This is a genomic window from Rhodopirellula maiorica SM1 (assembly GCF_000346295.1).
GTDB lineage: Bacteria > Planctomycetota > Planctomycetia > Pirellulales > Pirellulaceae > Novipirellula > Novipirellula maiorica.
This window is the reverse complement of record NZ_ANOG01000928.1, coordinates 1-20,466: the sequence shown is the minus strand read 5'-3', so window position 1 is coordinate 20,466 and position 20,466 is coordinate 1. Positions and strand designations below refer to the sequence as shown.

Annotated in this window: 16 protein-coding genes; 11 read left to right on the top strand and 5 right to left on the bottom strand. The window is 55.4% G+C overall.

All coding sequences use genetic code 11. The features are described 5' to 3' along the window. Positions 1 to 77 precede the first annotated feature (77 nt). Positions 78 to 2,597 carry a U32 family peptidase gene (locus RMSM_RS29595; protein WP_008706077.1) on the top strand — a complete coding sequence of 840 codons (2,520 nt, stop codon included), beginning with the start codon at positions 78 to 80 and terminating at the stop codon, positions 2,595 to 2,597. Between the two features lie 210 nt (positions 2,598 to 2,807). On the opposite strand, the gene RMSM_RS29590 is transcribed toward RMSM_RS29595, so the two are convergent. After that, positions 2,808 to 3,995, bottom strand: a complete 1,188-nt coding sequence (locus RMSM_RS29590) for a GIY-YIG nuclease family protein (protein WP_008706075.1) — start codon at positions 3,993 to 3,995, stop codon at positions 2,808 to 2,810. Positions 3,996 to 4,232: 237 nt separating this feature from the next. After that, entirely contained in the window at positions 4,233 to 5,234 is a 1,002-nt protein-coding gene (locus RMSM_RS29580) for a Gfo/Idh/MocA family protein (RefSeq protein WP_040770131.1), read from the bottom strand. A gap of 220 nt (positions 5,235 to 5,454) precedes the next feature. Between RMSM_RS29580 and RMSM_RS29575 the strand changes: the two genes are divergently transcribed. The 7 genes from RMSM_RS29575 to rnc all read left to right on the top strand — a co-directional run bounded on the left by RMSM_RS29575 (position 5,455) and on the right by rnc (position 12,686). Beyond that, on the top strand, positions 5,455 to 6,720 hold the full coding sequence (locus RMSM_RS29575) for an outer membrane protein assembly factor BamB family protein (protein WP_008706069.1): 1,266 nt from the start codon (positions 5,455 to 5,457) through the stop codon (positions 6,718 to 6,720). A 30-nt stretch (positions 6,721 to 6,750) separates the two neighbouring features. Beyond that, positions 6,751 to 7,278 (top strand): hypothetical protein, encoded by a 528-nt coding sequence (locus RMSM_RS29570; protein WP_008706067.1) that lies wholly within the window; start codon positions 6,751 to 6,753, stop codon positions 7,276 to 7,278. Next, the gene (locus RMSM_RS39400) at positions 7,275 to 8,132 is read left to right on the top strand and encodes a radical SAM protein (protein WP_008706065.1); all 858 of its coding nucleotides are present in this window, start codon (positions 7,275 to 7,277) and stop codon (positions 8,130 to 8,132) included. Before RMSM_RS29570 ends, RMSM_RS39400 begins: the two co-directional genes overlap by 4 nt. After that, complete coding sequence (locus tag RMSM_RS39395) at positions 8,114 to 8,782, top strand: hypothetical protein (protein ID WP_144058053.1); 669 nt, start codon at positions 8,114 to 8,116, stop codon at positions 8,780 to 8,782. The genes RMSM_RS39400 and RMSM_RS39395 overlap by 19 nt, the downstream gene beginning before the upstream one ends. A gap of 6 nt (positions 8,783 to 8,788) precedes the next feature. Then, a complete protein-coding gene (locus tag RMSM_RS37520) occupies positions 8,789 to 9,544 on the top strand; it encodes a prolipoprotein diacylglyceryl transferase (RefSeq protein WP_008706062.1) in 756 nt (251 codons plus the stop codon). A gap of 156 nt (positions 9,545 to 9,700) precedes the next feature. Then, the gene (locus RMSM_RS29555; RefSeq protein WP_236622356.1) at positions 9,701 to 11,404 is read left to right on the top strand and encodes an alkaline phosphatase; all 1,704 of its coding nucleotides are present in this window, start codon (positions 9,701 to 9,703) and stop codon (positions 11,402 to 11,404) included. Positions 11,405 to 11,888: 484 nt separating this feature from the next. Continuing rightward, positions 11,889 to 12,686 carry a ribonuclease III gene (gene rnc, locus RMSM_RS29550; protein WP_008706057.1) on the top strand — a complete coding sequence of 266 codons (798 nt, stop codon included), beginning with the start codon at positions 11,889 to 11,891 and terminating at the stop codon, positions 12,684 to 12,686. 145 nt (positions 12,687 to 12,831) lie between these two features. Here the strand turns inward: rnc and RMSM_RS29545 are convergent, their stop codons facing one another. After that, positions 12,832 to 14,235, bottom strand: a complete 1,404-nt coding sequence (locus RMSM_RS29545; RefSeq protein ID WP_236622355.1) for a tetratricopeptide repeat protein — start codon at positions 14,233 to 14,235, stop codon at positions 12,832 to 12,834. A 280-nt stretch (positions 14,236 to 14,515) separates the two neighbouring features. Next, a complete protein-coding gene (locus tag RMSM_RS29540; protein ID WP_236622354.1) occupies positions 14,516 to 15,079 on the bottom strand; it encodes a hypothetical protein in 564 nt (187 codons plus the stop codon). 474 nt (positions 15,080 to 15,553) lie between these two features. Here RMSM_RS29540 and RMSM_RS29530 point away from each other — a divergent pair, with 474 nt between their 5' ends. The 3 genes from RMSM_RS29530 to RMSM_RS29520 all read left to right on the top strand — a co-directional run bounded on the left by RMSM_RS29530 (position 15,554) and on the right by RMSM_RS29520 (position 19,728). Then, positions 15,554 to 16,990: a DUF4013 domain-containing protein gene (locus tag RMSM_RS29530; RefSeq protein WP_236622353.1), complete on the top strand. Its 1,437-nt coding sequence runs from the start codon at positions 15,554 to 15,556 to the stop codon at positions 16,988 to 16,990. A 272-nt stretch (positions 16,991 to 17,262) separates the two neighbouring features. Further along, a complete protein-coding gene (locus RMSM_RS29525; protein ID WP_008706047.1) occupies positions 17,263 to 18,714 on the top strand; it encodes a S41 family peptidase in 1,452 nt (483 codons plus the stop codon). Between the two features lie 258 nt (positions 18,715 to 18,972). Continuing rightward, entirely contained in the window at positions 18,973 to 19,728 is a 756-nt protein-coding gene (locus RMSM_RS29520) for a tetratricopeptide repeat protein (RefSeq protein WP_008706044.1), read from the top strand. A gap of 390 nt (positions 19,729 to 20,118) precedes the next feature. On the opposite strand, the gene RMSM_RS29515 is transcribed toward RMSM_RS29520, so the two are convergent. Next, on the bottom strand, positions 20,119 to 20,466 hold a 348-nt coding region (locus RMSM_RS29515; protein WP_040770114.1), incomplete at its 5' end, for an ATP-binding cassette domain-containing protein.

Sequence of the window (20,466 nt, the reverse complement as noted above, 5' to 3'; positions counted from 1 at the left end):
GGCAGTGCTGCGGTCCAAAATTGATTTCCTGATCGATCCATTTCCCAAAATCGCGATTGGTGGTCATACTTGGCTGCATGAACACATTGCCAAGAGAAGTTAGCTCGGAAATCGAACTTTTGTCGCCCGCCGGCGATTGGGACTGCGCCCGCGCGGCAGTCGAAAATGGGGCCAATGCGATCTATTTTGGGTTGGACTGCGGATTTAACGCCCGCTTTCGTGCCCACAACTTTGGGCTGGACGATCTGCCGGGATTGATGAGTTGGCTGCGAACCCGAGGTGTCCGTGGCTATGTAACGATGAACACGTTGGCGTTCCCGTCGGAATTGCCCGATCTGATCCACGTCATCGAGCGTGTCGCCGAAGCGGGGGTGGACGCCGTTTTGGTCCAAGATTTCGGCGTCGCCCGAATCGTGCGGTCGATTTGCCAGCAGCTGGAAATCCATGCGTCGACGCAGATGAGTTTGACCAGCGCCGAAACGATCGAGGTCGCGCGCGACTTGGGGCTGTCCCGCGTCGTGTTGGCGAGGGAGTTGTCGGTTGCCGAAATTCGCAAGATCACTTCGGCCACCGAGATGCCAATCGAAGTCTTTATCCACGGCGCCTTGTGCGTGGCCTATTCTGGCCAATGTTTGACAAGCGAATCGCTGGGCGGACGAAGCGCCAACCGGGGCCAATGTGCTCAGGCGTGTCGGTTGCCGTACGAGCTAATTTGCGACGGTGAAGATCGCGATCTTGGGGAAGTCCGCTATTTGCTCAGCCCACAAGATTTAGCCGGTTACGCGGCAATCCCGGACATGATCGACGCAGGCGTTGCCTCGCTGAAGATCGAAGGCCGACTGAAAACGCCTGAATATGTCGCCAATATCACGGGCCATTACCGACGTGCAATCGATGATGCGATCCGCACCGGCAAAGTCCACGTTAACGATACCGATCGTCAAGAGATGGAACTGTCGTTTTCGCGAGGCTTCTCGCCCGGATGGCTCGAAGGCAACGACCACAAACGATTGGTGCCGGGTAAACAGTCATCCAAACGAGGCATCGAAATCGGCAAGGTATTGGATTTCGACCAAAACCGCATCCGTGTCCGCTTGGCGTCACCGGTCGCACTGGGCGACGGTTTGGCGATCGCGGTCGCGGGGGAAACGATGCAGGGCGGCCGCATCTATTCGATCAAAAACTTGCAGTACGACCGCATGGAATCGGCCAAAGCCGGCAACGAAGTGTGGATCGGATTTGGTCGCGGCGAGATTGATTGGCGTGACGTCGATATCGACGACATCGTGTTTAAAAATGACGATCCTAAACTGAACCGCCGATTGCGTCAGAGTTTCGCTCGTGCCGATGCCGTCGTTCGTCAAGAGATTGACATCGACGTTCATGCGGCGGTGGGCCAAGTGTTGAAAATGTCGGCAAAGACCGGCGGTGGTTTGAAGGTGGAAGTGGCCGGCGATCAGGTGCTTGAAAAAGCCAACAAGCATCCGGCCGACGAGACCATGCTGCGAGAGAAAGTCGCACGACTAGGCGGCACTCCGTTTCATCTGAGAAGCTTCACGGCACAGCTTCATGGTGGACCGATGGTTCCGGTTGGGTTGCTCAACCAACTTCGTCGCGATTTGGTCGAGGCATTGATCACGCGGCTTGAATCGAATCCCGAGCGAACGGTTAATGTCGCGGCCGGGCAAAGCATGCTAGCGCCGCTGAATCGCGATGCAACCACACAAAGCCACGATTCGCCTCGCCTCGCTGTCCTATGCCGCAACTTGGAACAAGTTGCCATCGCCAGCCAATTCGACGACTGCACGATCTACGCTGATTTCCACGACGTGCGAGAGTACAAAGACGCAATTGCGACGGCTCATCAACACAACGCCACGATTGGTTTGGCTTGCGTGCGAGTGCAAAAACCAGGCGAAATGGGACTCTTGCGAGTGCTGGGACGCCATGAACCCGATTTCTATTTGGCTCGAAATCTTGCCGCCGTCCGCTTTTTGACCGACACCGGGAAACCGGTCGTAGCCGATTTCTCGCTGAATGTTGCCAATCATCGCTCGGCGGAATGGCTACTCGGTTTGGGCGTCCAGCGAGTGACCAGTTCCTATGATTTGAATCGCGACCAGTTGATGGACTTGGTCAATTCCATGGTTCCTAGTGACCTTGAAATCGTCGTGCATCAACACATGCCGATGTTTCATATGGAGCACTGTGTGTTCTGTAGCGTGATGTCACCGGGAACGAACAAGACAAACTGTGGCCGCCCCTGCGATCGTCACGTGGTGAAGTTGCGTGACCGTGTCGGGGCCGAGCATCCGCTGCAAGCGGACGTCGCTTGCCGCAACACGCTGTACAATGCCACGGCGCAAAGCGGGTCGGAGATTGTGGCCGATTTGATCGGTCGAGGCGTCCAGTGGTTTCGCATCGAATTGTTGGACGAAAACGAAAAAGAAACGCGAGAAACGATCCAGACTTATCAGGCCTTACTCGGTGGCGAGATCTCAGGCAGCGAGGTTTGGAAGCGACTGCAAGCGACCAATCGCTTGGGCGTAACACGGGGAACGCTCGAGTCGAAACGCAATCCGCTAGCGATTTTGTAGATATACCGTTTGCACAATTTTTGGTTTGATTCTTAGTCGCGGACAAAAGAAAAAAACAACGTTAAAACGGCACAAATCCTATAGGAAAAAATGCCGATTAACCGTAGCGAAAATCGCAGAGACTTTCGGCCGCGAGAGCGGCAAAGCCGAAACTTTCTGCGAGTTTCGCTACAAAAAGTGCATACAGCGTTGCGATGACAGGCTGGAAGCCTATCCCACTTTTTTGAGGACGGCTCGGTACTTGCGTCCGGCTTGTTCGGGTAGAAACGTCCGTTGTCGCTCGGTCCGGTTCTTGCGAAACCAGGTGGCAACGAGGTTTAGCGTGTGAGGATACGCGCCATGGCCGCGATCGATCGTATTCGCAGTGATCGCTTTCCAGTGCTCGAGCGTCGGCTTCATCTTAGCGTACTGTTCGGCATTCTTGGGTGCCGCAGCGACGGCCGCCAATTCGCCACCATGAATCAAATACCAAGTGTGACAGCCATCGTAACCGGCAACCGGATAGATAAAGGTGTAGTCACGACGTGCTTTGGCAAGCATCGCTAATTTGCGATGCACGTACTTGACTGAGGCCAGCGTCTCATAGGCTCGCCCTGCCAATTCATATTGCTGGTTCGCAGAAGCACTTTCCATTTGGTCCTGCAGTGCGACAATCGGCTCGTCATTAAAGCCTTCCAAAAAACTCTGGGCCGCATTGACTTGCGTCTGATAGGCGTCACCGGTACAGGCAGCAGCACAAGGGCCCAAGCAGGTATTGAGTTCAAGTCGCAAGCAACCGGGCCGATGTTCAAGATCAAACAACTGCAATTGTTCGGCAAAATGAAACACTTGCTGTTGGCTGCAATCTCGCAATCGAAACACTTTGTTCAGCGCGTCGATCGCTCGCTGCATCCGCTTGGCACCGAAAAAAGGCCCCTCCACTCCCACACAATCTTGCGGCGGTTTGGCCGCCAAAAAGAAATAGGGCGCTGGCACACGCCCCAGGCACAGATAGACGGGACGTTGTCGCTTTGGCACGCCCTGGACATTCCAGCGTGGCGAGAAACGGCGGATCAATTGTTGTTCACGAACCAACGCGGCAAAATCACTCGGCTGGGTTTCCCACTGAATCGCTCGCGTGTTCTCGATAATCCGGCCGCCCTTTTCATCCTTGTTGGAATCAGCAAAGTAGCTGAGCAATCGCGAACGAAGCGATTTGCTCTTGCCAACATAGATCAAGTCGCCTTTGCGGCTGAGCATCCCATACACGCCGGGAACTTGCGGACAGGTCTGCACGATTTGATCACGAATCTCTCGTTTGGTCTGGCCCCCAACCGCTTCGATCCCACGCGGCGCGTGGGGATTAAGTGAATCGATGCCAAAACCAAACGCTGGCTGTTCGGGCCAAATTGCCTCCATGCTGTCTGCCGTCCTTGGGAAAAGTGAGGGATTGCCAGAGAAATCGCGTGTCGCGAAATCATTATGCCGCAATCCCTGCAATTGCCCAAGCAGCAAAACAGACGGGCGATTTGAATTTGACAGTAGATTTTGGGTGCTAGCAAAACCATCATCGCTTCAAATCATCTGCCGCTTAGCATCGACCAAACGTTACGTGGCGCAATCGCCAGTGGACGACAGTAAATTTTGGGCCGATGCTTAGAGCTGCATTTCGACAATCGAAAGGGCGTCGGCAGCCGTTTTTGCATCCAGGATTGGTGAAACGTCCGAGCCAGAAACCGTTTTGGCTGCCGCATCGATCTCTTCGACAAAACCGGAAATCGGATCGCCATCACCGAGCGTGGGCCGCTCGACCGAGCCATCGGCGTTCATGATCGTCAGCGGAATCGAAGCGGTGCTGCCGTCGGCATAGGCGGCGAATTCGAACTGCAGCGTCGCCTTTTCAAAGCTGACTTCGTAACCGTGAGTAAATCCACGCGCGGGTGAATCGATCACACCTCCGCCCACAGAAACGACCAACGACGGATCTTCGAACTGGAATACCGTTTCGTAAAACTTGGGGGTACCGTCCTTACATTGCTTGGCACACGAAGCTGCGGCCGGCATCCCGAACAGCAACCGGATCAGATGTGCGTCGTGGACTTGCAAATCGACCAGCGGGCCGCCCACTTTTTCTCGATCATAAAAATCAGGAATCCAATCCGGCGGGCTGATCGTGCGTTTAAAGCGACCAGCAATCGGTTTGCCCCATCGCCCATCGCCTGCGGCATCGACCAAAATTTTGAACTCGGGCATGATCGGCAAAATATGAGCGACCATCAATTGGCCCGGCTTTGCCTCGGCAGCCAGTGCTTGAGCGGTCACCGCATCCAACGCAAGCGGTTTTTCACAGAGCACTCGTTTGCCACTTTGAAAACAGCGGCGGATGGCATCGGCGTGCAGATGTGGCGGCAGACAGATGTCGATCAGATCAATCGAATCGTCCTCTAACATCGCATCCAACGATTCAACCACGTTCAGCGAACTCACATCGATCTGTTCTCCCGGAGGCCCAAAGTTTCCTTTGATCTCTCGCCAATCCCCGCTACGTTTCTTGGGGTCGCGACTGGCAAACGCAACCAACTCGGCTTGGGTGGATCGTTGATAAGCCAAGTAATGGATCCAGCCCATGAATCCGACGCCCAAAATTCCAGCACGCATTGAAATCTCCGAAAAATCTTGATGTATGACGGCAAAGAAAGATTCTTGTTTTGTTTGTTCGAGGCGTGATTGTAACGCAAAATCGACTTCCGCAGGTCGCACCACGTTCAGCTGTCTCGATCGATGCATTAAACTGACCGTCTCTGATCACCACGACCGTTGACTTCTTTCTTTTTCGAATCGCGGCTTTTCGAATCGCGGTGCCTTTTCTGAGGAAAAAATGAAACACATTCTGCTTCCGCTCTCGATGCTGTTTCTGGTTTCACTAATCGCCCAGGACGGGGTGGCTGAGGAGTGGGCTCAATGGCGGGGGCCCGATGCCAACAATCATGCCGCAACCGATATCAAGCTGCCACTTCGCTGGGACGTGGACACCGCAAGCGATGTTGCATGGCGAACCAAGATTCCAGGGCGAGGACATTCGACTCCGATTGTGGTCCAAGATTCGATTTTTCTAACCACCGCGGATTCCGACAAGCAAACGCAAAGTGTATTGAAACTGAATCGATCCGACGGGCGACTGATGGACCAATGGGTAATCCATCGCGGCACGCTGCCCCAACGCATTCATCCGCACAATTCCCACGCATCACCGAGCCCAGCATTTGACGGCACCCGTCTGTACGTTTCCTTTCACACCGACGATGCCATTTGGGTCACAGCCTTGACCACCGAGGGACGCGAAGTGTGGCAGCGGAAGGTAAGCAACTTTGCACCCGAGGCGTTTCAGTTCGGGTACGGAGCCAGCCCGATTGTCGAAGACGATCTCGTGATCATCGCTGCGGAGTACGATGGCGAAGACAGCGGACTGTATGCGTTGGACTCGCGAACCGGCAAACCAGTCTGGAAGACCCGCCGTCCTAAAAACCTAAATTTTGCTTCGCCGATTGTGACGACGCTTTCCGGGCGACGACAAATTCTGCTGGCCGGCGCGGACAAGATTTGTGCGTACAACCCGCGCGATGGCAAAGAACTATGGAGTGTCGATACGGCGACCGAAGCCATTTGCGGCACGGTGGTCTGGGACGACCAACAACACCTCATGGTCAGCGGTGGCAATCCCAAATCGGGAACGTGGTGCGTTAGCGGCAAAGGAAATCACAACGTGCTTTGGGAGAATCCCGTACAATGTTACGAACAGTCCTTGTTAGCGATCCCTGGCTATGTTTTCGGTGCGGCCGATAATGGCGTGCTGTATTGTTGGCGAACGCACGACGGAACGGAAATGTGGAAAAAGCGATTGTTCGGTGGGGGCATTAGCGCTTCGCCGCTGCTGGTCGGGGACAGGATCTATATCGCTAGCGAAGCGGGAATGATCTATGTCGTCGCGGCGACTCCGAATCGGTTTGATTTGTTGTCCGAGAACCCGTCGGGCGATTCGATCTTTGCCACCCCCGTCGCGATCGACGATCGCTTGCTGATACGGACCGGAATCGGAGTGGGCGAAGACCGCCAAGAATACCTGATCGCGATCGGGAATAAATAAAACGGCACCAAACGGCACAGCGACTGCATAATGGAAAATCCCTATCAACCGCCTGCCGAAACCGCCGAACCAGCCGAACCGTTGACGTTGCCCGAAACGGGGCCGGTACAGTTTGTCGGTGGAATGAGCTCGGTCGCGGCGGTGGGCGTGATCGGGGGAATCGTGCTGATGATCGCGCTGTTTAGCGGCGCTGCGATGGGCAATTCCCCAATCATGATGATCCTGATGCTGAGCGTGCTGGGATTTGCATCGCTGTGGGTTGTCGTTTCGTTGCTGCGAGGCGTGACCGTGCAAATGCCGTGGAAATGGGTGTTGCCTCTGCTGCTAACCCCAATCGTTTTCGTCTTGTTTTTGCCGGTATGTACCGCTGGCGGTTTTGTAACGATGATCACGATCGGTAATGCTGGCTATGGTCCAACCATGGTCGGACTTAGCATCTCGGTGATCGGCAGTTTTACATTAACCATCATCAGCATTGCCGCCATGATACGTTCTCGCTATGCCGCACGTGCTCATCACGACGCGATGACAGCTCGACGCGAAAGTGCCAGCGAATGATCAACCGCTCCGTTACCCCGCTTTCAAAATCCGCGATCTCGGCGATTGATCCTCGACCACGTGCCAATCACGTCATGATCGGCACCACCGATTCGCTGTGCCCTGAATGCATGGCCGTCGTGCCCACGAAAATCATCACGCGAGGCGAACGCGTTTACTTTCGCAAACGATGTCCCCAGCACGGTGTGCGTGAGGATTTTGTGTGCAGTGATGTAAAGTGGTGGGATCGCGGCGAAGGGCACACCGCATCGGTTTTGCCATTGGTGCGATCCACCGAATCGGCCAAAGGATGTCCGCACGATTGTGGGTTGTGCGAAGAACATGAGCAACACACTTGTATCGGATTGGTGGAACTGACCGACCGTTGCAACCTGAGCTGTCCGATGTGTTTTGCATCAAGCGGACCGTCCGGTAAAGATCATTCACTCGACGACATCATTACCGCGTTGGATCGATTAATCGAATGCGAAGGGCACGCCGAAGTGTGTCAATTGTCGGGTGGTGAACCGACGCTTCATCCTCAGTTTGAACGAGTTGTCGATGAGGCACTCGCTCGGCCGATCGATTATGTGATGATCAATACCAACGGATTGCGGTTAGCCAAAGACGCGGGGCTGGTCGAGCGTTTGGCAAAGAACCGAGATCGCATCGAAATCTATTTCCAATGGGACGGGCTGGATCGCGAGACCGTTCGCCGGGTGCGTGGCGAAGACGTCGTCGACAGCAAACGTCGAGCACTAGATCGGTTGGCCGAAGCGGATTTGAATGTCACGTTGGTGTCGACGTTAACCGCCCCGCTTGATGAGCATTTTTACCGTGATTATGGGCCGAGGCATTGGGGCGCCCCAATGTGACGGGACTGAGTCTGCAGCCAGCGACGTTCAGCGGCCGCCATCTGCTGCCCGCCGATCTAGAGGATCGCGTGACGTTCCCAGACGTCATCCAAGGTTTGGCCAAGGCCAGCGGGGACATGATTCGCGAACATGATTTCACTCCACTTCCCTGTGCTCATCCGAACTGTCATCAAATCATGTTGGCGGCGCGGGATGGAGACCGCTTGGCGGCGCTGAATCAAATCGCTCCGGTTGCCGACAACCTTGACTTGATTGCCGGCGGCATCAGTTTTACGCCCGAGCGATCTCAACAGCTCATCCAATTGTTTTTGGAACGGATGTCGCACTGTGGTAGTGATTGTGGTTGCGGAGACGTTGTCTCGCTTGGGCCTGCGGAATCGTCCCCCCAATCCCAAATCGACCTCGCGGCGGCAGACGTCGATCCGGTACTCGATCGCTTCGTCGCCCGCGTGCTGTCGCAGCAAGCCACCGCCAAAGATTTGATGCGGGTCACGATTACAAGTTTTCTAGATGCCTACAATTTCGACATTCGTCAACTGATGAAATGCTGTACGCATCACGTGTTGCCGAGCGGTCACATGGTGCCCTTCTGTGCTTACAATACGTTGTATCGCCCCGGCCACCTGACGCTTCCGCCGCTGAAGAAATAGGCTTTCATGTTCCAATCCCGAATCGCCTACGCTGTTTGTATGGGATTGGCAGCAGCGATCGCAGCCTACTGGATTCGTCGTCGCCAACGGTCCATGAATTTGGATACTGCGCAGCGAGTGGGGATTTTGGTTGGCGGCTTGGTGGGCGCGACGGTCGCGGCGAAGTTGCCATTCATGCTGGCGGGCACTTTTGCCGGTGGCAACCCGTTGGATCTGTGGTTCAACGATGGCAAAACGGTGCTGTGGGGATTGGCAGGCGGTTATCTAGGAGTCGAGTTTGCCAAGTGGACATTCTATGTTCGAATTTCCACCGGAGACACGTTTGTAATTCCAGTCGCCATTTCGATCGCGATCGGCCGCATCGGATGTCTGCTGTATGGTTGTTGCTACGGGGTGGCAACGAACCAGAACTGGGGACTGCGTTTTTCAGCGGCCGAAGATGGTGGATCACTGCTGCGACATCCCGCCCAATTGTACGAGCTTGCTTTCCATATCTTGTTTGCCATCGTAGCGGCGTACGGGATCCGCAAAGGATGCGGGACTCGGCACTGGATGCTGCTGTACCTGATCGCCTATGCGACGTTTCGATTTTTTAGCGAGTTATGGCGTCCCGAACTACGGCTAGCGGGTGGCTTGACCTTCTATCAATGGAGCAGTCTGGGAATCGGCCTCGGCTTTTCCACACTGCTTTTGTGGCGTTTGCGTGTCGAAAAAATGACGATTCTGTTAAACAAGGCTCCGGAATCAAAGTTAGGGATCTGACAAACGATCCCTCAGCAGGTATTGTGTGCAAAAACAGCAGCGACCGATGGTCACTCGGTCTTTCTTGCCATCCTCACGCTTATTTGCTGTCGTCACGCCCTTCACTCTGATCCGATCTGAATCATGCGATTTTTCTTGTTGCCCCTGTCTTTTGCCTTGATTGCAACTTCAAGCGTTGGATTGACTCAGGCGTGTTATGGCAAAGACACCGTGGTGTCGGTCGCCGTCGCTGCTGAGGCTTCGTCGAAATCGCCTACTCCGTCTCGATCTACCGATCCGGTATCTCCGCCAGTCGACTCGATGCGTGAACTGCAATCCGAAGCGATCAAAAAACAATCCGCCTCGTGGGGGCATTGGGGGCACATCCCAAGCCGCTACAGCACTTGGCTGAACCATAGCAACCGGTTGATTCCAATCTATACGTTTGGCATCACGCTCGATCCGCTTCGCGAAGAAGGCAGCATCTACAGCGACCCGGCGCGTTTAGAGAAACTGTATGGAAGCGTCCCCAAAGCCACCGTGAACCCCACCGCCGCCTACTTTGACCAAACCGATGTCTATCGGTTGCAGAAAATTGCCATCGAGCAAGGTCGCAAAAACATCATCTTGTTCGTATTTGATGGTATGGATTGGCAGACCACACGCGCGGCAGCCATCTACAAATCAGGAAAAGTCAGTTACGACACCGGCCGCGGCGATGTCCTGTCGATTCAGAATTACCGCGGCACGAAAACCGACTTCGGATTCTTTTGTACGAGCCCACGACTAGGTGGCACGAAATTCGATGTCAATTCGCAAGTCGTGCTTGGCGGCGGCAGTGACGCGTCCGGTGGATACAACGCCAAACGAGGCGGCGCCTACCCATGGCTTGAACAAAGCAACAGCGACTATCTGCTTGGCTTGGATCGCAGCGAACCGCACAGCGTCACCGACTCGGCCGCTTCCGCCGTCAGCATGACTGCGGGCGTCAAAACCTATAACGGATCGATCAACTACACGGTTGATGGGGAACACATCGTGCCGATCGCTCGTGAATTGCAACCGCAAGGATTCAAAATCGGTGTCGTCTCGAATGTTCCACTGAGTCACGCGACTCCTGCGGCAGCCTATGCAAACAACGTGGCTCGCTACGACTATCAAGACATTGCTCGTGACATGGTGGGATTGCGATCGGCGTCCCATCGCGACAAACCGCTCGAGGGCATCGACGTGATCATTAGCGGTGGCTGGGGCGAAGGCAAAGACAAGGACGCAGCACAAGGCGATAACTTTGCCCAAGGCAATCGTTACTTTCACGAATCCGACCGGCACGCGATCGATCGCAAAAACGGCGGCAAGTACACCGTCGCCCAGCGAACCCCAGGCGTTGCCGGACGCGTGGGATTGATGAAAGGCGCCGACCAGGCGATTCGCGAAGGAACGCGGTTCCTAGGATTCTATGGCGCCACCGGCGGCCATTTGCCATATCAAACCGCCGACGGCAACTTCAATCCTACCTTTGATGCCAAGGGAACCGAGAAGTATTCCCAAGCCGATATCGACGAGAACCCGACACTTGCCGACATGACCGAAGCCGCTTTGAAAATCTTGGAAAAATCGGAAAACGGTTTCTGGTTGATGGTCGAAGCGGGGGACGTCGATTGGGCCAACCACGCCAACAATTTGGACAGCAGCATTGGCGCGGTCCTCAGCGGCGACGCCGCCTTTGACACCCTCGTCAACTGGGTTCAACGCACCGAGGGATGGGACGACACCGCCATCATCGTGACGTCGGATCACGGCCATTTCCTAGTCATCGACGACGCCGAAGTGATTGCCGATGCGGGACGCGCGGATCGGCAAACCGTTTCGGCACCCTAGTTTTGGGTTAGCATTCTCCGCCCCCAGTGTCGCTCCGCCGCTCGCAGCCCCCCCTGAATTCGGGCATATCGAGCGAGTTTCGCGACATCCTGCGTTGTCGCCGGACTTTTTCCGCTGGTAAAGCCGAATCCCACTCGGTAGACTGGGCCAGTTCGTCACACACCGGTGCTTGAGTCCATTTTCGAGGGTGTCGCAATGCGGCCCGAAAACGAAAATGCCCGAATTCAATCACCGGCGTGTGACAGAGAGTAGTCCTCCATTCCAATCAGCGTCGAACGAGACCTTCGCGAGGCTCCTGTTTCCTAGGGTACCTGCAGGTCCAAGAAGTCCGATTGAACGAAGCCGCGGGCAGCCTCATTCGGCGACGAGCATCGCTCGTCTAAAACCGAACTCGTAGGCTGCCGTACCAAGCTCAATTTCTCTCGGCCTTTTGCACTCGCTGCGGTGATTGGAACCAATGTCACACAGCAAACAGGGTGTATTCGTGAATTCATCGGAATTTGATTCCGTTTCCGATGCCGCTGAAATCAACCTTGTCGACGACCTGGATGGTGTCGACGGAGGTGATCAGGCATCGAAACTGAGGCTTTGCCAGGAAATCATCGACTATCGTTTCAAAGACGAATCGTTGTTGCTATCCGCTTTGACGCATGCTTCGGGCGCATCTCACCGACTCGAAAGCAACGAGCGACTCGAGTTTCTCGGTGATTCGGTGCTCGGGTTGACCGTCTGTCACTGGTTGTACGAGGAATATCCCGAATACAACGAAGGCGATTTGACGAAGATCAAATCTTATGTCGTCAGCCGACGTTCGTGTGGAAAGATTGCCTGCGCCCTTGGTCTGGATCGCTGCTTGATCGTCGGACGCGGCGTGACTCGCAATCGCAGCTTTCCCAAGTCACTCGTCAGCGACGTTTTCGAAGCCATCGTAGCCGCAGTCTATCTGGATGGCGGTCCCGAGGTGATTCGCGAACGCTTGAAGAAATGGCTTGCCGATGAAGTCCGCGTCGCCGTGGAAAGCCAGGGCGCAAGCAATTTCAAAAGCACGCTGCAACAATACGCACAGCGAGAGCTTTCAAGCACTCCCGTTTACCGGATGATCCGCGAAACGGGTCCTGATCACCGCAAAGCATTCTTGATTTCTGCGGTGATCGAAGATCGCAGCTTCCCAGCCGCTTGGGGCAATAACAAAAAGGATGCCGAACAACGAGCGGCATCCAATGCGTTGGCAGAGCTGCACGATCTATCTGTTCCGTATCCGCAAGAAGAAATGCACGATTGACGTTTCACAGAGGACGTCAAAATTGCATGAATCGCTTCGTGATCAAAACGATCGATTCACGAAGCGATTAAAGCGGCACGATAACGGGCGGCGATGTTTGCTTTTGAGAACGGCAGGGCTAGCAAGCCTATGCCGCGTTCAAACATCAGTGCGATTCAGGAAACTGGAAGCCGTGTGGCAGCTGGAAACCGGAGTCGGCTGACGAGCTGGCTTCGCCCTCGGCTGGTTTTTCTGCCGCAGGCTGAACCGGTTTGGCAGCAGGTTTGGCGGCCGCCCCAGGAGTGGTTGGCCACGTACCCGGCGTTGCTTCGGGCGTCGCTTTTGGATTGACGCTTAACGTTGCTGGTTGGAAACTAGGTGTCGAATAGCTTGGCATGGCCGGCGCACTTGCAGCGGTGGCCGGTGATGCTGCGGTTGACGACGTTGCTGGTGCCCAAGTGGTCGCGGCTGGTCGATAGCTGACCGCTGCAGCAGGCACATCCGTCGTGGCCCGAGCCGCGATATTAGCAGCAGCCGCGGCAGAACCGTCTGCCGGAGTGCCCGCCGTCTGCGCGATTGGCGTTTGTGTCTTCGGTGTCTGAGCCGCAATCTTTTCGACCGCTGCTTGAGCTGGATTTACGCCGCGTGACGCGTCGATCTGTGCCAGCATTTCGCGTGAGCGTTCGACCGCTTTCTTCACTGCGGCATCGCTAGCGCCTTGAGCGTCATATTTGAGGGTTTCGGACAAGAAACCGCGAGCTTCGTTCATTTGCCCCTTGCTGTAGTGCAGGTAGGCCATGTTGAAGTTGGCAACCGCTGGCTTGTTGTTCTGCATCAACACCTGCAACGCTTCTTGCTTCTTGTCGGATTCAAACAAAACGCTCGCCAAGTTGTTGGCATAACGTGATGTCCCCGGAGCTAGTTCAAGCGACTTGGCGATCATTTTTGCCGCTTCGTCATGGTTCCCTGTCTTGCTGAGGGTTAACCCCAGATCATTGTACAGGGCTGCATCCTCTGGGCTCTGTTTGATCGCAAGTTGGAAGTACTCAGTCGCTTTGACATGATTTCCTTGGCGGAAATGCAGTCTCGCGATACTGGTCAACGCGGCGCTATCGTTGGGCGTTTTTTCCAACGCCTTGTTGTAGCTTTCCATCGCTTTTTGGAAGTTGCCGGTTGATTCCCATAGTTGTCCGTTGGCGACAAGCACCTCGGGGCCCACGGTTGCCGGTTCATCGGTCAATCGCAGTGGATCGGTTTCCGAAGCCTCTTCGGCATCGTTCTCCGAATCACGTCGAAAGACACCTGCGATCGCGTTGGTCGTTTTGCCGATCGCGTTTTTGGCCGAGACGCCCACGGCACTGACTTGGTCTTTCGCACCGGTCGCGGTCGAAGCGATCGACTCGGTCATCGACGGGGTGGCCGCTTTAGGTGCATCGATCGTCGATCGCGAAAATGGGTTCATCGACGCGAACGTCGGCCGTTGGTTCGAGCATCCCGTCGAGAAGCTCACGGCTGAACCGGCAATAAGCGAGAAGAGCAGTGCGCGTTGAATTTTTGCTGATCGTTTCACGAGAAATTCTCCCGAAGGCATGCCGATGAAGTCCTCGAATAGGAGTGGAGACTTCAAAATGGTCTGGGCAAGCAAATTTGCGGTTTAATCGAATGGTTCCGTTTTTAGGGATCGACCCGAATCCCCCGGCAACTTGACTGCGTTTACCAATTTGATGAGAAGACAATAAAAAAGACGGACTTCCTGTAAAGAAAGTCCGTCTTTGACTAAACGCTAGCAATGATTAAGCGATAAGTGGCTCTTCCAATTTGCTCGCAAAGCTAGTGTTTGCTCGCAAAGGTTATTGGGTCGCGGTGGCACCACCCGATGCGGAAACCGAAGGAAGTTTCGGATCTGGCAGGACCTGCAACCAATTGCGATTGATCTTCGTTGCCCAGGCACCCGGTGCCGTGGCAGGCTCGCGGTCGGTCACAAAGACATTGGTTCGGACACCCGCGGTTTGGATACCGTCCAAGGTCTGCTGTACCGAAGCGACGCGAGCATCGGTCTCTTCGTCGCTCTTGCCACGCAGAACGTAGATGTTCCGTCGCGACTCGGGGGATTGAGTTGCGATCCAATGAACACGATTATGCCCCGAGGCTAGGAGAGCGCCGTCACCAGATCGGAACAATTCGTGACCAATCGTGTTGTGCAGACGCCATCCGTTATTTTTCATCACCTCAAATGGGGCGATCGCGTGACGAGCGTCCATTTCTTGGAATGGATCGGGCCATGCATTGTTGCGGTGATAGTCAATGCTCGCTTGATGCCAAAATTGGTGCCAATCAGCGGATACGGTTCCCACTGAAACGCTGAGCATCAAAGCTGCGATGGCAATGCGGCCGCGTCGAACTAAATGTTTCATATCAGGCAGTTCCTTCCGCCGGGTGCGTTCACAATTCAAGAGCAGCATGCGCGATGGGCATCCAAAGCTCAGGGTCGACATTCACATCGACCTGCTCGAGACGGAATCCATACCGCCTTGCTAGAAACTATCGGCCGCACCACCCCAATGACTTGTCCGAGCCTGTGCGATTCGGGCATGACCGCTAAAACCGTCACACTCTGCCAAACTGGATGCCAAACTGGATCTTCACAGCGAAACAAAAGCCAGAGCGGTCGAACTCGACCGGGGCGACTCGCGGTATGCCGCATGAGTTTCAGCCAAACAAACGCAACGATATAGGGCTTTTAGCAATGACACAGGGTTTTTCAGGAAAAAGGTCCTCAATCCATGGCGATGCGACCAAGATCCCCGCAACCGATGCGAATAGAATCGAAGTCGGAACGGAATCCCGGCATCCGTCTCTAGCCCAATTGCTCATCGAGATCGTCAATCGTGGCTCGACCATCTTCCTCCCACACCGATTTGCAGCACGACGTGCCCCGCGAGACCCAGCCCGATCTGATTGTGGCATCGCTTGTCGATCAGGACGCAGTCGAAATACCGATACCGGCAACGCTTGTCGATGAAACGAACGACCAGAGCCCGGGATCGCTGGACTCAGGATCGCTGGCATCTGGAACTCTGGCCGCTGGAACCCTGGATTCCCCAGTCGATAGCGATGGGTTGGCAGCCGCTTCAGTCCCCACCGCCTCAGTTCCCGCAGCCCCAGTTCCAACCACCTCGATCGCGGATGATGAATCGATTCAGCCAACTCGGCTGCGACGGGGTTTGGCCTTTTTGAAATGGTCGGTCTCAGGCACATTTTCTTTGGCTTCGCTGATCGTGATCTTGGCGGTGTTGACCGCGATCCCGCTGCTGCAATTGATTGCGTTCGGTTACCTGTTGGACGTTGCCGGGCGGCTGACCAATGGAGCCAAATTTTCAGAGTCGCTGCCGAATTTGCATCGTGCAGGCAAAGTGGGATTGGCTGCTTTGGCGATCTTCCTCGCATCATTGCCGACCCAGTTGCTGGTTCACTGGGAATCGGTTGCCCAATTGATTGATCCGGGTTCGGCCCAGGCCGCTTCGATGCGAATGATGGCGATGATCGCTTGTTTCTTTGCGATCGGCTATCTACTTTGGGCTTGGGTTCGCGGCGGATCCCTCAAACACTACTTGTGGCCACAACCCAAACGCTTCTTGCGTCAAGCATGGCGTCCGCGGACGTATCACGCCGCAGTGGACTCGTTGTGGGAAATGACGACGGCGTTTGAATTGCCACGTCTTTTCTGGCTGGGGCTGCGGGGTTTTGTGGGCACATTGATCTGGCTCGCGCCGGCGACGTTGCTGATCGCTGCGAACCGAAATGGCAAACCAGGAGCTGCGGGAGTGATTGGTGCGGTGTGCATTTTTTGCCTCGGCATCTCGCTGCTCTACCTGCCGATGCTGCAAGCTCATTTCGCCTCGGTCAACCGGCTGCGGGGTTTGTTTGCGGTTCGCACGATTCGTCGCGACTTTCGTCGTGCTCCGTGGGCTTGGCTACTTGCGATGGTCATCGGATTGGTGCTAATGCCGATTCCGCTGTACCTGCTGAAGATCGAAGCCACTCCGCGTGAAGTCGTCTGGTTGCCTTGCCTCGTCTTTGTCGCCTTTATCTTGCCCGCTCGGATCGCCGAGGGTTTGGCACTGCGACGGGCGCGAAGCAAACCCGAACCCAGCGGCACGTGGGCCCGCGTCTCGCGATGGAGTGTACGACTGCTGATGCTGCCGGTCGTGGGAACCTATTTGGCGTTTTTGCAGTTGTCCCAGTACACCAGCTGGGACGGGCTGATGACGTGGATCCAACAACATGCCATCTTGTTGCCGATCCCGTTCATGGGGGGCGTTTAGCCAGCATCCCTGCGATATCCCCACGTTGACAAAGCCGGACGCCCCTTTGGCCGCCGCCCCATGCACAAAAAGGCCAAAATCATCTGCGGTGGGTCGATACAATAAGTCCTGTCTGAATCCCATACGGCTGTCGGGTACAATAGGCACAGCGGGAGAGGTGTCATTTTTTGACCGCCTTCCTCGACTGGTCACACTCTGCCAAACGTTTGGCCTAACCTGCCGGTTAAACTTATCGATTCTTCGTTCGCTGATTCTCTCGGGGCTTCGTCTGCATGCCTTCACGCAATCTGAATATCATTCTGCTGACGTTTTGTTTTTCGCTGTTGTGCTATTTGACTCATCGACGGGCAAAACCGGCGATGTTGGTGGGAGACGCACTCGATTTGATCCATCACCACTATGTCGATCCGATTGACGAAGAGCGTTTGCTGACCGCCGCGATGAATGGCATGACGTCGATCCTGGACCAGAATTGCGAATACATTCCACTGGATGCCTACGCGTCGTTCCAAGACAGCATGAGTCAAGAATTTGCGGGAATCGGTATCTACGTCGAGCAACCCGACATCACCAAGCCCGTCCGCATCGTCACCCCTTTAGTCGGTTCGCCTGCACTTCGAGCGGGGATGATGCCTGGGGACGAGATCGTCAAAATTGATGGCGAAGACGTTGCCAGGCTGAGTTTGAAAGAGGTCAGTGCTCGATTAAAAGGCCCGATTGGTACCGTGGTTTATGTTGTCGTACGCCGCGACAATCAAGACGGGGACGCCCAAGAGTTGTCGCTGTCGATCGACCGATCCACCATCGAACTCGAATCGGTGATTGGGGACTATCGCGATGAAGACAACGATTGGGTGTACCGTTTGCAAGACGATCCGTCGATCGCCTATGTCCGCTTGACCAGCTTTGGGGAAAAGACCGACGGCGAATTGCGCACCGTGCTGGAGCGGTTGAACAATGATTTCCGTGGACTGGTGCTCGATTTACGAGGCAATAGCGGAGGCTTGCTGTATGCGGCAGTCAACGTCTGTGACATGTTTCTCGATCGCGGACGGATTGTTTCGACGCGAATTCGAGGCGGCAAGGTTTACGACGAATTTGACGCCCAACCGGGCACTTTGGTCAACCTTGACAAACCCGTCGCCGTGCTGATCGATGGAAATTCGGCGAGTGCCAGCGAAATTGTCGCGGCCTGTCTGCAGGATCACAAGCGGGCCGTGGTTGTCGGTACTCGCAGCTACGGCAAAGGAACCGTCCAAAACATCTTGCCGCTTCAATACGGACGCAGCGCTCTGCGACTCACCGTGGCGAGGTACTATCGCCCCAACGGCAAAAACATTCATCGTGTTATCGACGCCCAACCCGAGGACGAATGGGGTGTCAGCCCGAATGCCGATATGGAGGTGAGTCTGGATGAAAATACGCTTGAAAAACTGAGCAAGCGGTGGCGCGAGGCGTCTTACCCCAGCTTGGCTGCCGCATCGGAAATCCAACTGCACGACGAGGAACCCGCGAGCGACGACGGGGCATCAAGTGACAAAGGGGCATTGAGTGACAAACGGAGCAAAGAATCGACCTCTGAGAAGCAAGGTACCGGAGCCGAAACGAAGCCCGAGGGCGGATTGAGTCTCGATCCGGTGTTACGCCGAGCGGTAGAGGCAATCGATTCCGATCGAGCGATCGATGACAAACCCAGCAACGCCCCGGTCCCTGCAGCAGCGTAATTTCGATTCGCTCAGTTACCTAAGCCACAAATTGATTACAATCAGTGGATGCCGCCGTTTGGCCGTACATGGGTCACAGGTCGGCCTTTTCGTAAAACGTTAATCGTGTGACGCCGCATGTCTCGAAAGAAAACGTTTGCCGGAGCTGGATGCGACAACTAGAGTTTGTAGGACGCAAAATCCTTTGCGAGCATAATGTTCGGTAAATACTTCACGATTAGCACAACACTCCACCCCTCCACACGGGGAGCACGCCCGATGAAAAAGACGTTACTCAGCGCGGTTCTGGTTGCCGCAGGCTCATTTTGCCTGCTGACTGATTCTCCATCAGCCAACGCCCAGAACCCGATTTTGTCCGAAATGTACGGTCGAGGAGTGCACTCCTTTTATGCCGGCCGTTACGACGATGCCAACAGGTTCCTGTCGATGGCCATCGATAATGGCATCAAAGACCCACGCGCCTATTACTTTCGTGGTCTAGTCGCCAATTCTCTTGGAAATTCGCCCCAAGCCGAAGCGGATTGGCGTCAAGGGGCGGAACTCGAAGCCCGGCTAGGCAGCAACCCATCGATCGGTCGCTCGTTGGCCCGTTTTCAAGGCGCCGAGCGTTTGAAATTGGAACAGATTCGCCAGACCGCACGTTTGGAATTGATGGCGACAGCCGCGAGCCGTTCGCAGCAGCGATATGGCGAAATTGAGAGCGCCGCCGCAGCAGCAGCTCCCCCGGCAACCGCATCCGCTCCGCGAAACGCGGTCACTCCGCCGCCCATTCCTCCTACGGCCGAAAATCCCTTCGCCGACGATGTCGAATTAGCCACAGGCGAAGCGAAACTCGAATCCGACGACGCCTTCGCCGGTGCCGACCAAGGAGATCCTGCGGCTCCTGCAGCCATGGACGCGGCGGCCCCTGCGGATGACGGTGGCAACATCTTTGATGTTGGTGGCGGCGCCGCGGACAGCGATCCGTTTGGCGGAGGAGCACCGATGGACGATCCGTTCTCAGGCGGTTTCTAGCACGCGGCGTGCGACGTCCATCTACTTTGGATAGCGGTGCGGCGCAAGCCGCCCGGTTGCAGCGAGTAAACCGTTCGATTTTCACCGGGCGGCTCGCGCCCAATGCCATCTAATTTGGTAGTGGGACTCGCCAGAGTTCCTGGTGTTTCAACAGCAAAGATGGGAATTCTGGCGAATCCCACTACTTGAGCCCCCCAATGGTTACCAAAGTAGATGCCATTGGGCTCGCGCCGCTCCGCTATAAAATTCACCCGGCGTGTGGGTTTCGTTCGGGTACGTAACCGAACCTATTTTCGACCACGCTCGCGACCGATGGAATGAACGATCCGCACAACCGCCAACCGAAGGCCATCGCCAACGGAAGCAAATGCGGGATCGGATCGTGTCGAACTAGGCTGCCTTTCGCTGCTCGCTGCCACATAGACTTTGATAGAACCGATTGCGAGTGATCAATTCTTCGTGGCGTCCCGAATCGGAAATCTGTCCCGCTTCGATCACCACGATCCGGTCTGCCATCGACAAACTAGTGTGGCGATGGGTGATCATCACTCCGGTGCGATCGACCAAGAACTTCGCCAGCGCTTGGTGAATCAGTTGCTCACTTTCCAAGTCAATCTGGCTTGTCGCTTCATCGAGGATCAAGATGTCGGGGTTGCGAAGGAAAGCACGTGCCAAGGCAATCCGCTGCATCTGACCGCCGGAAAGCCGCGTCCCATTGCTGCCGAGCCGTGTTTGATA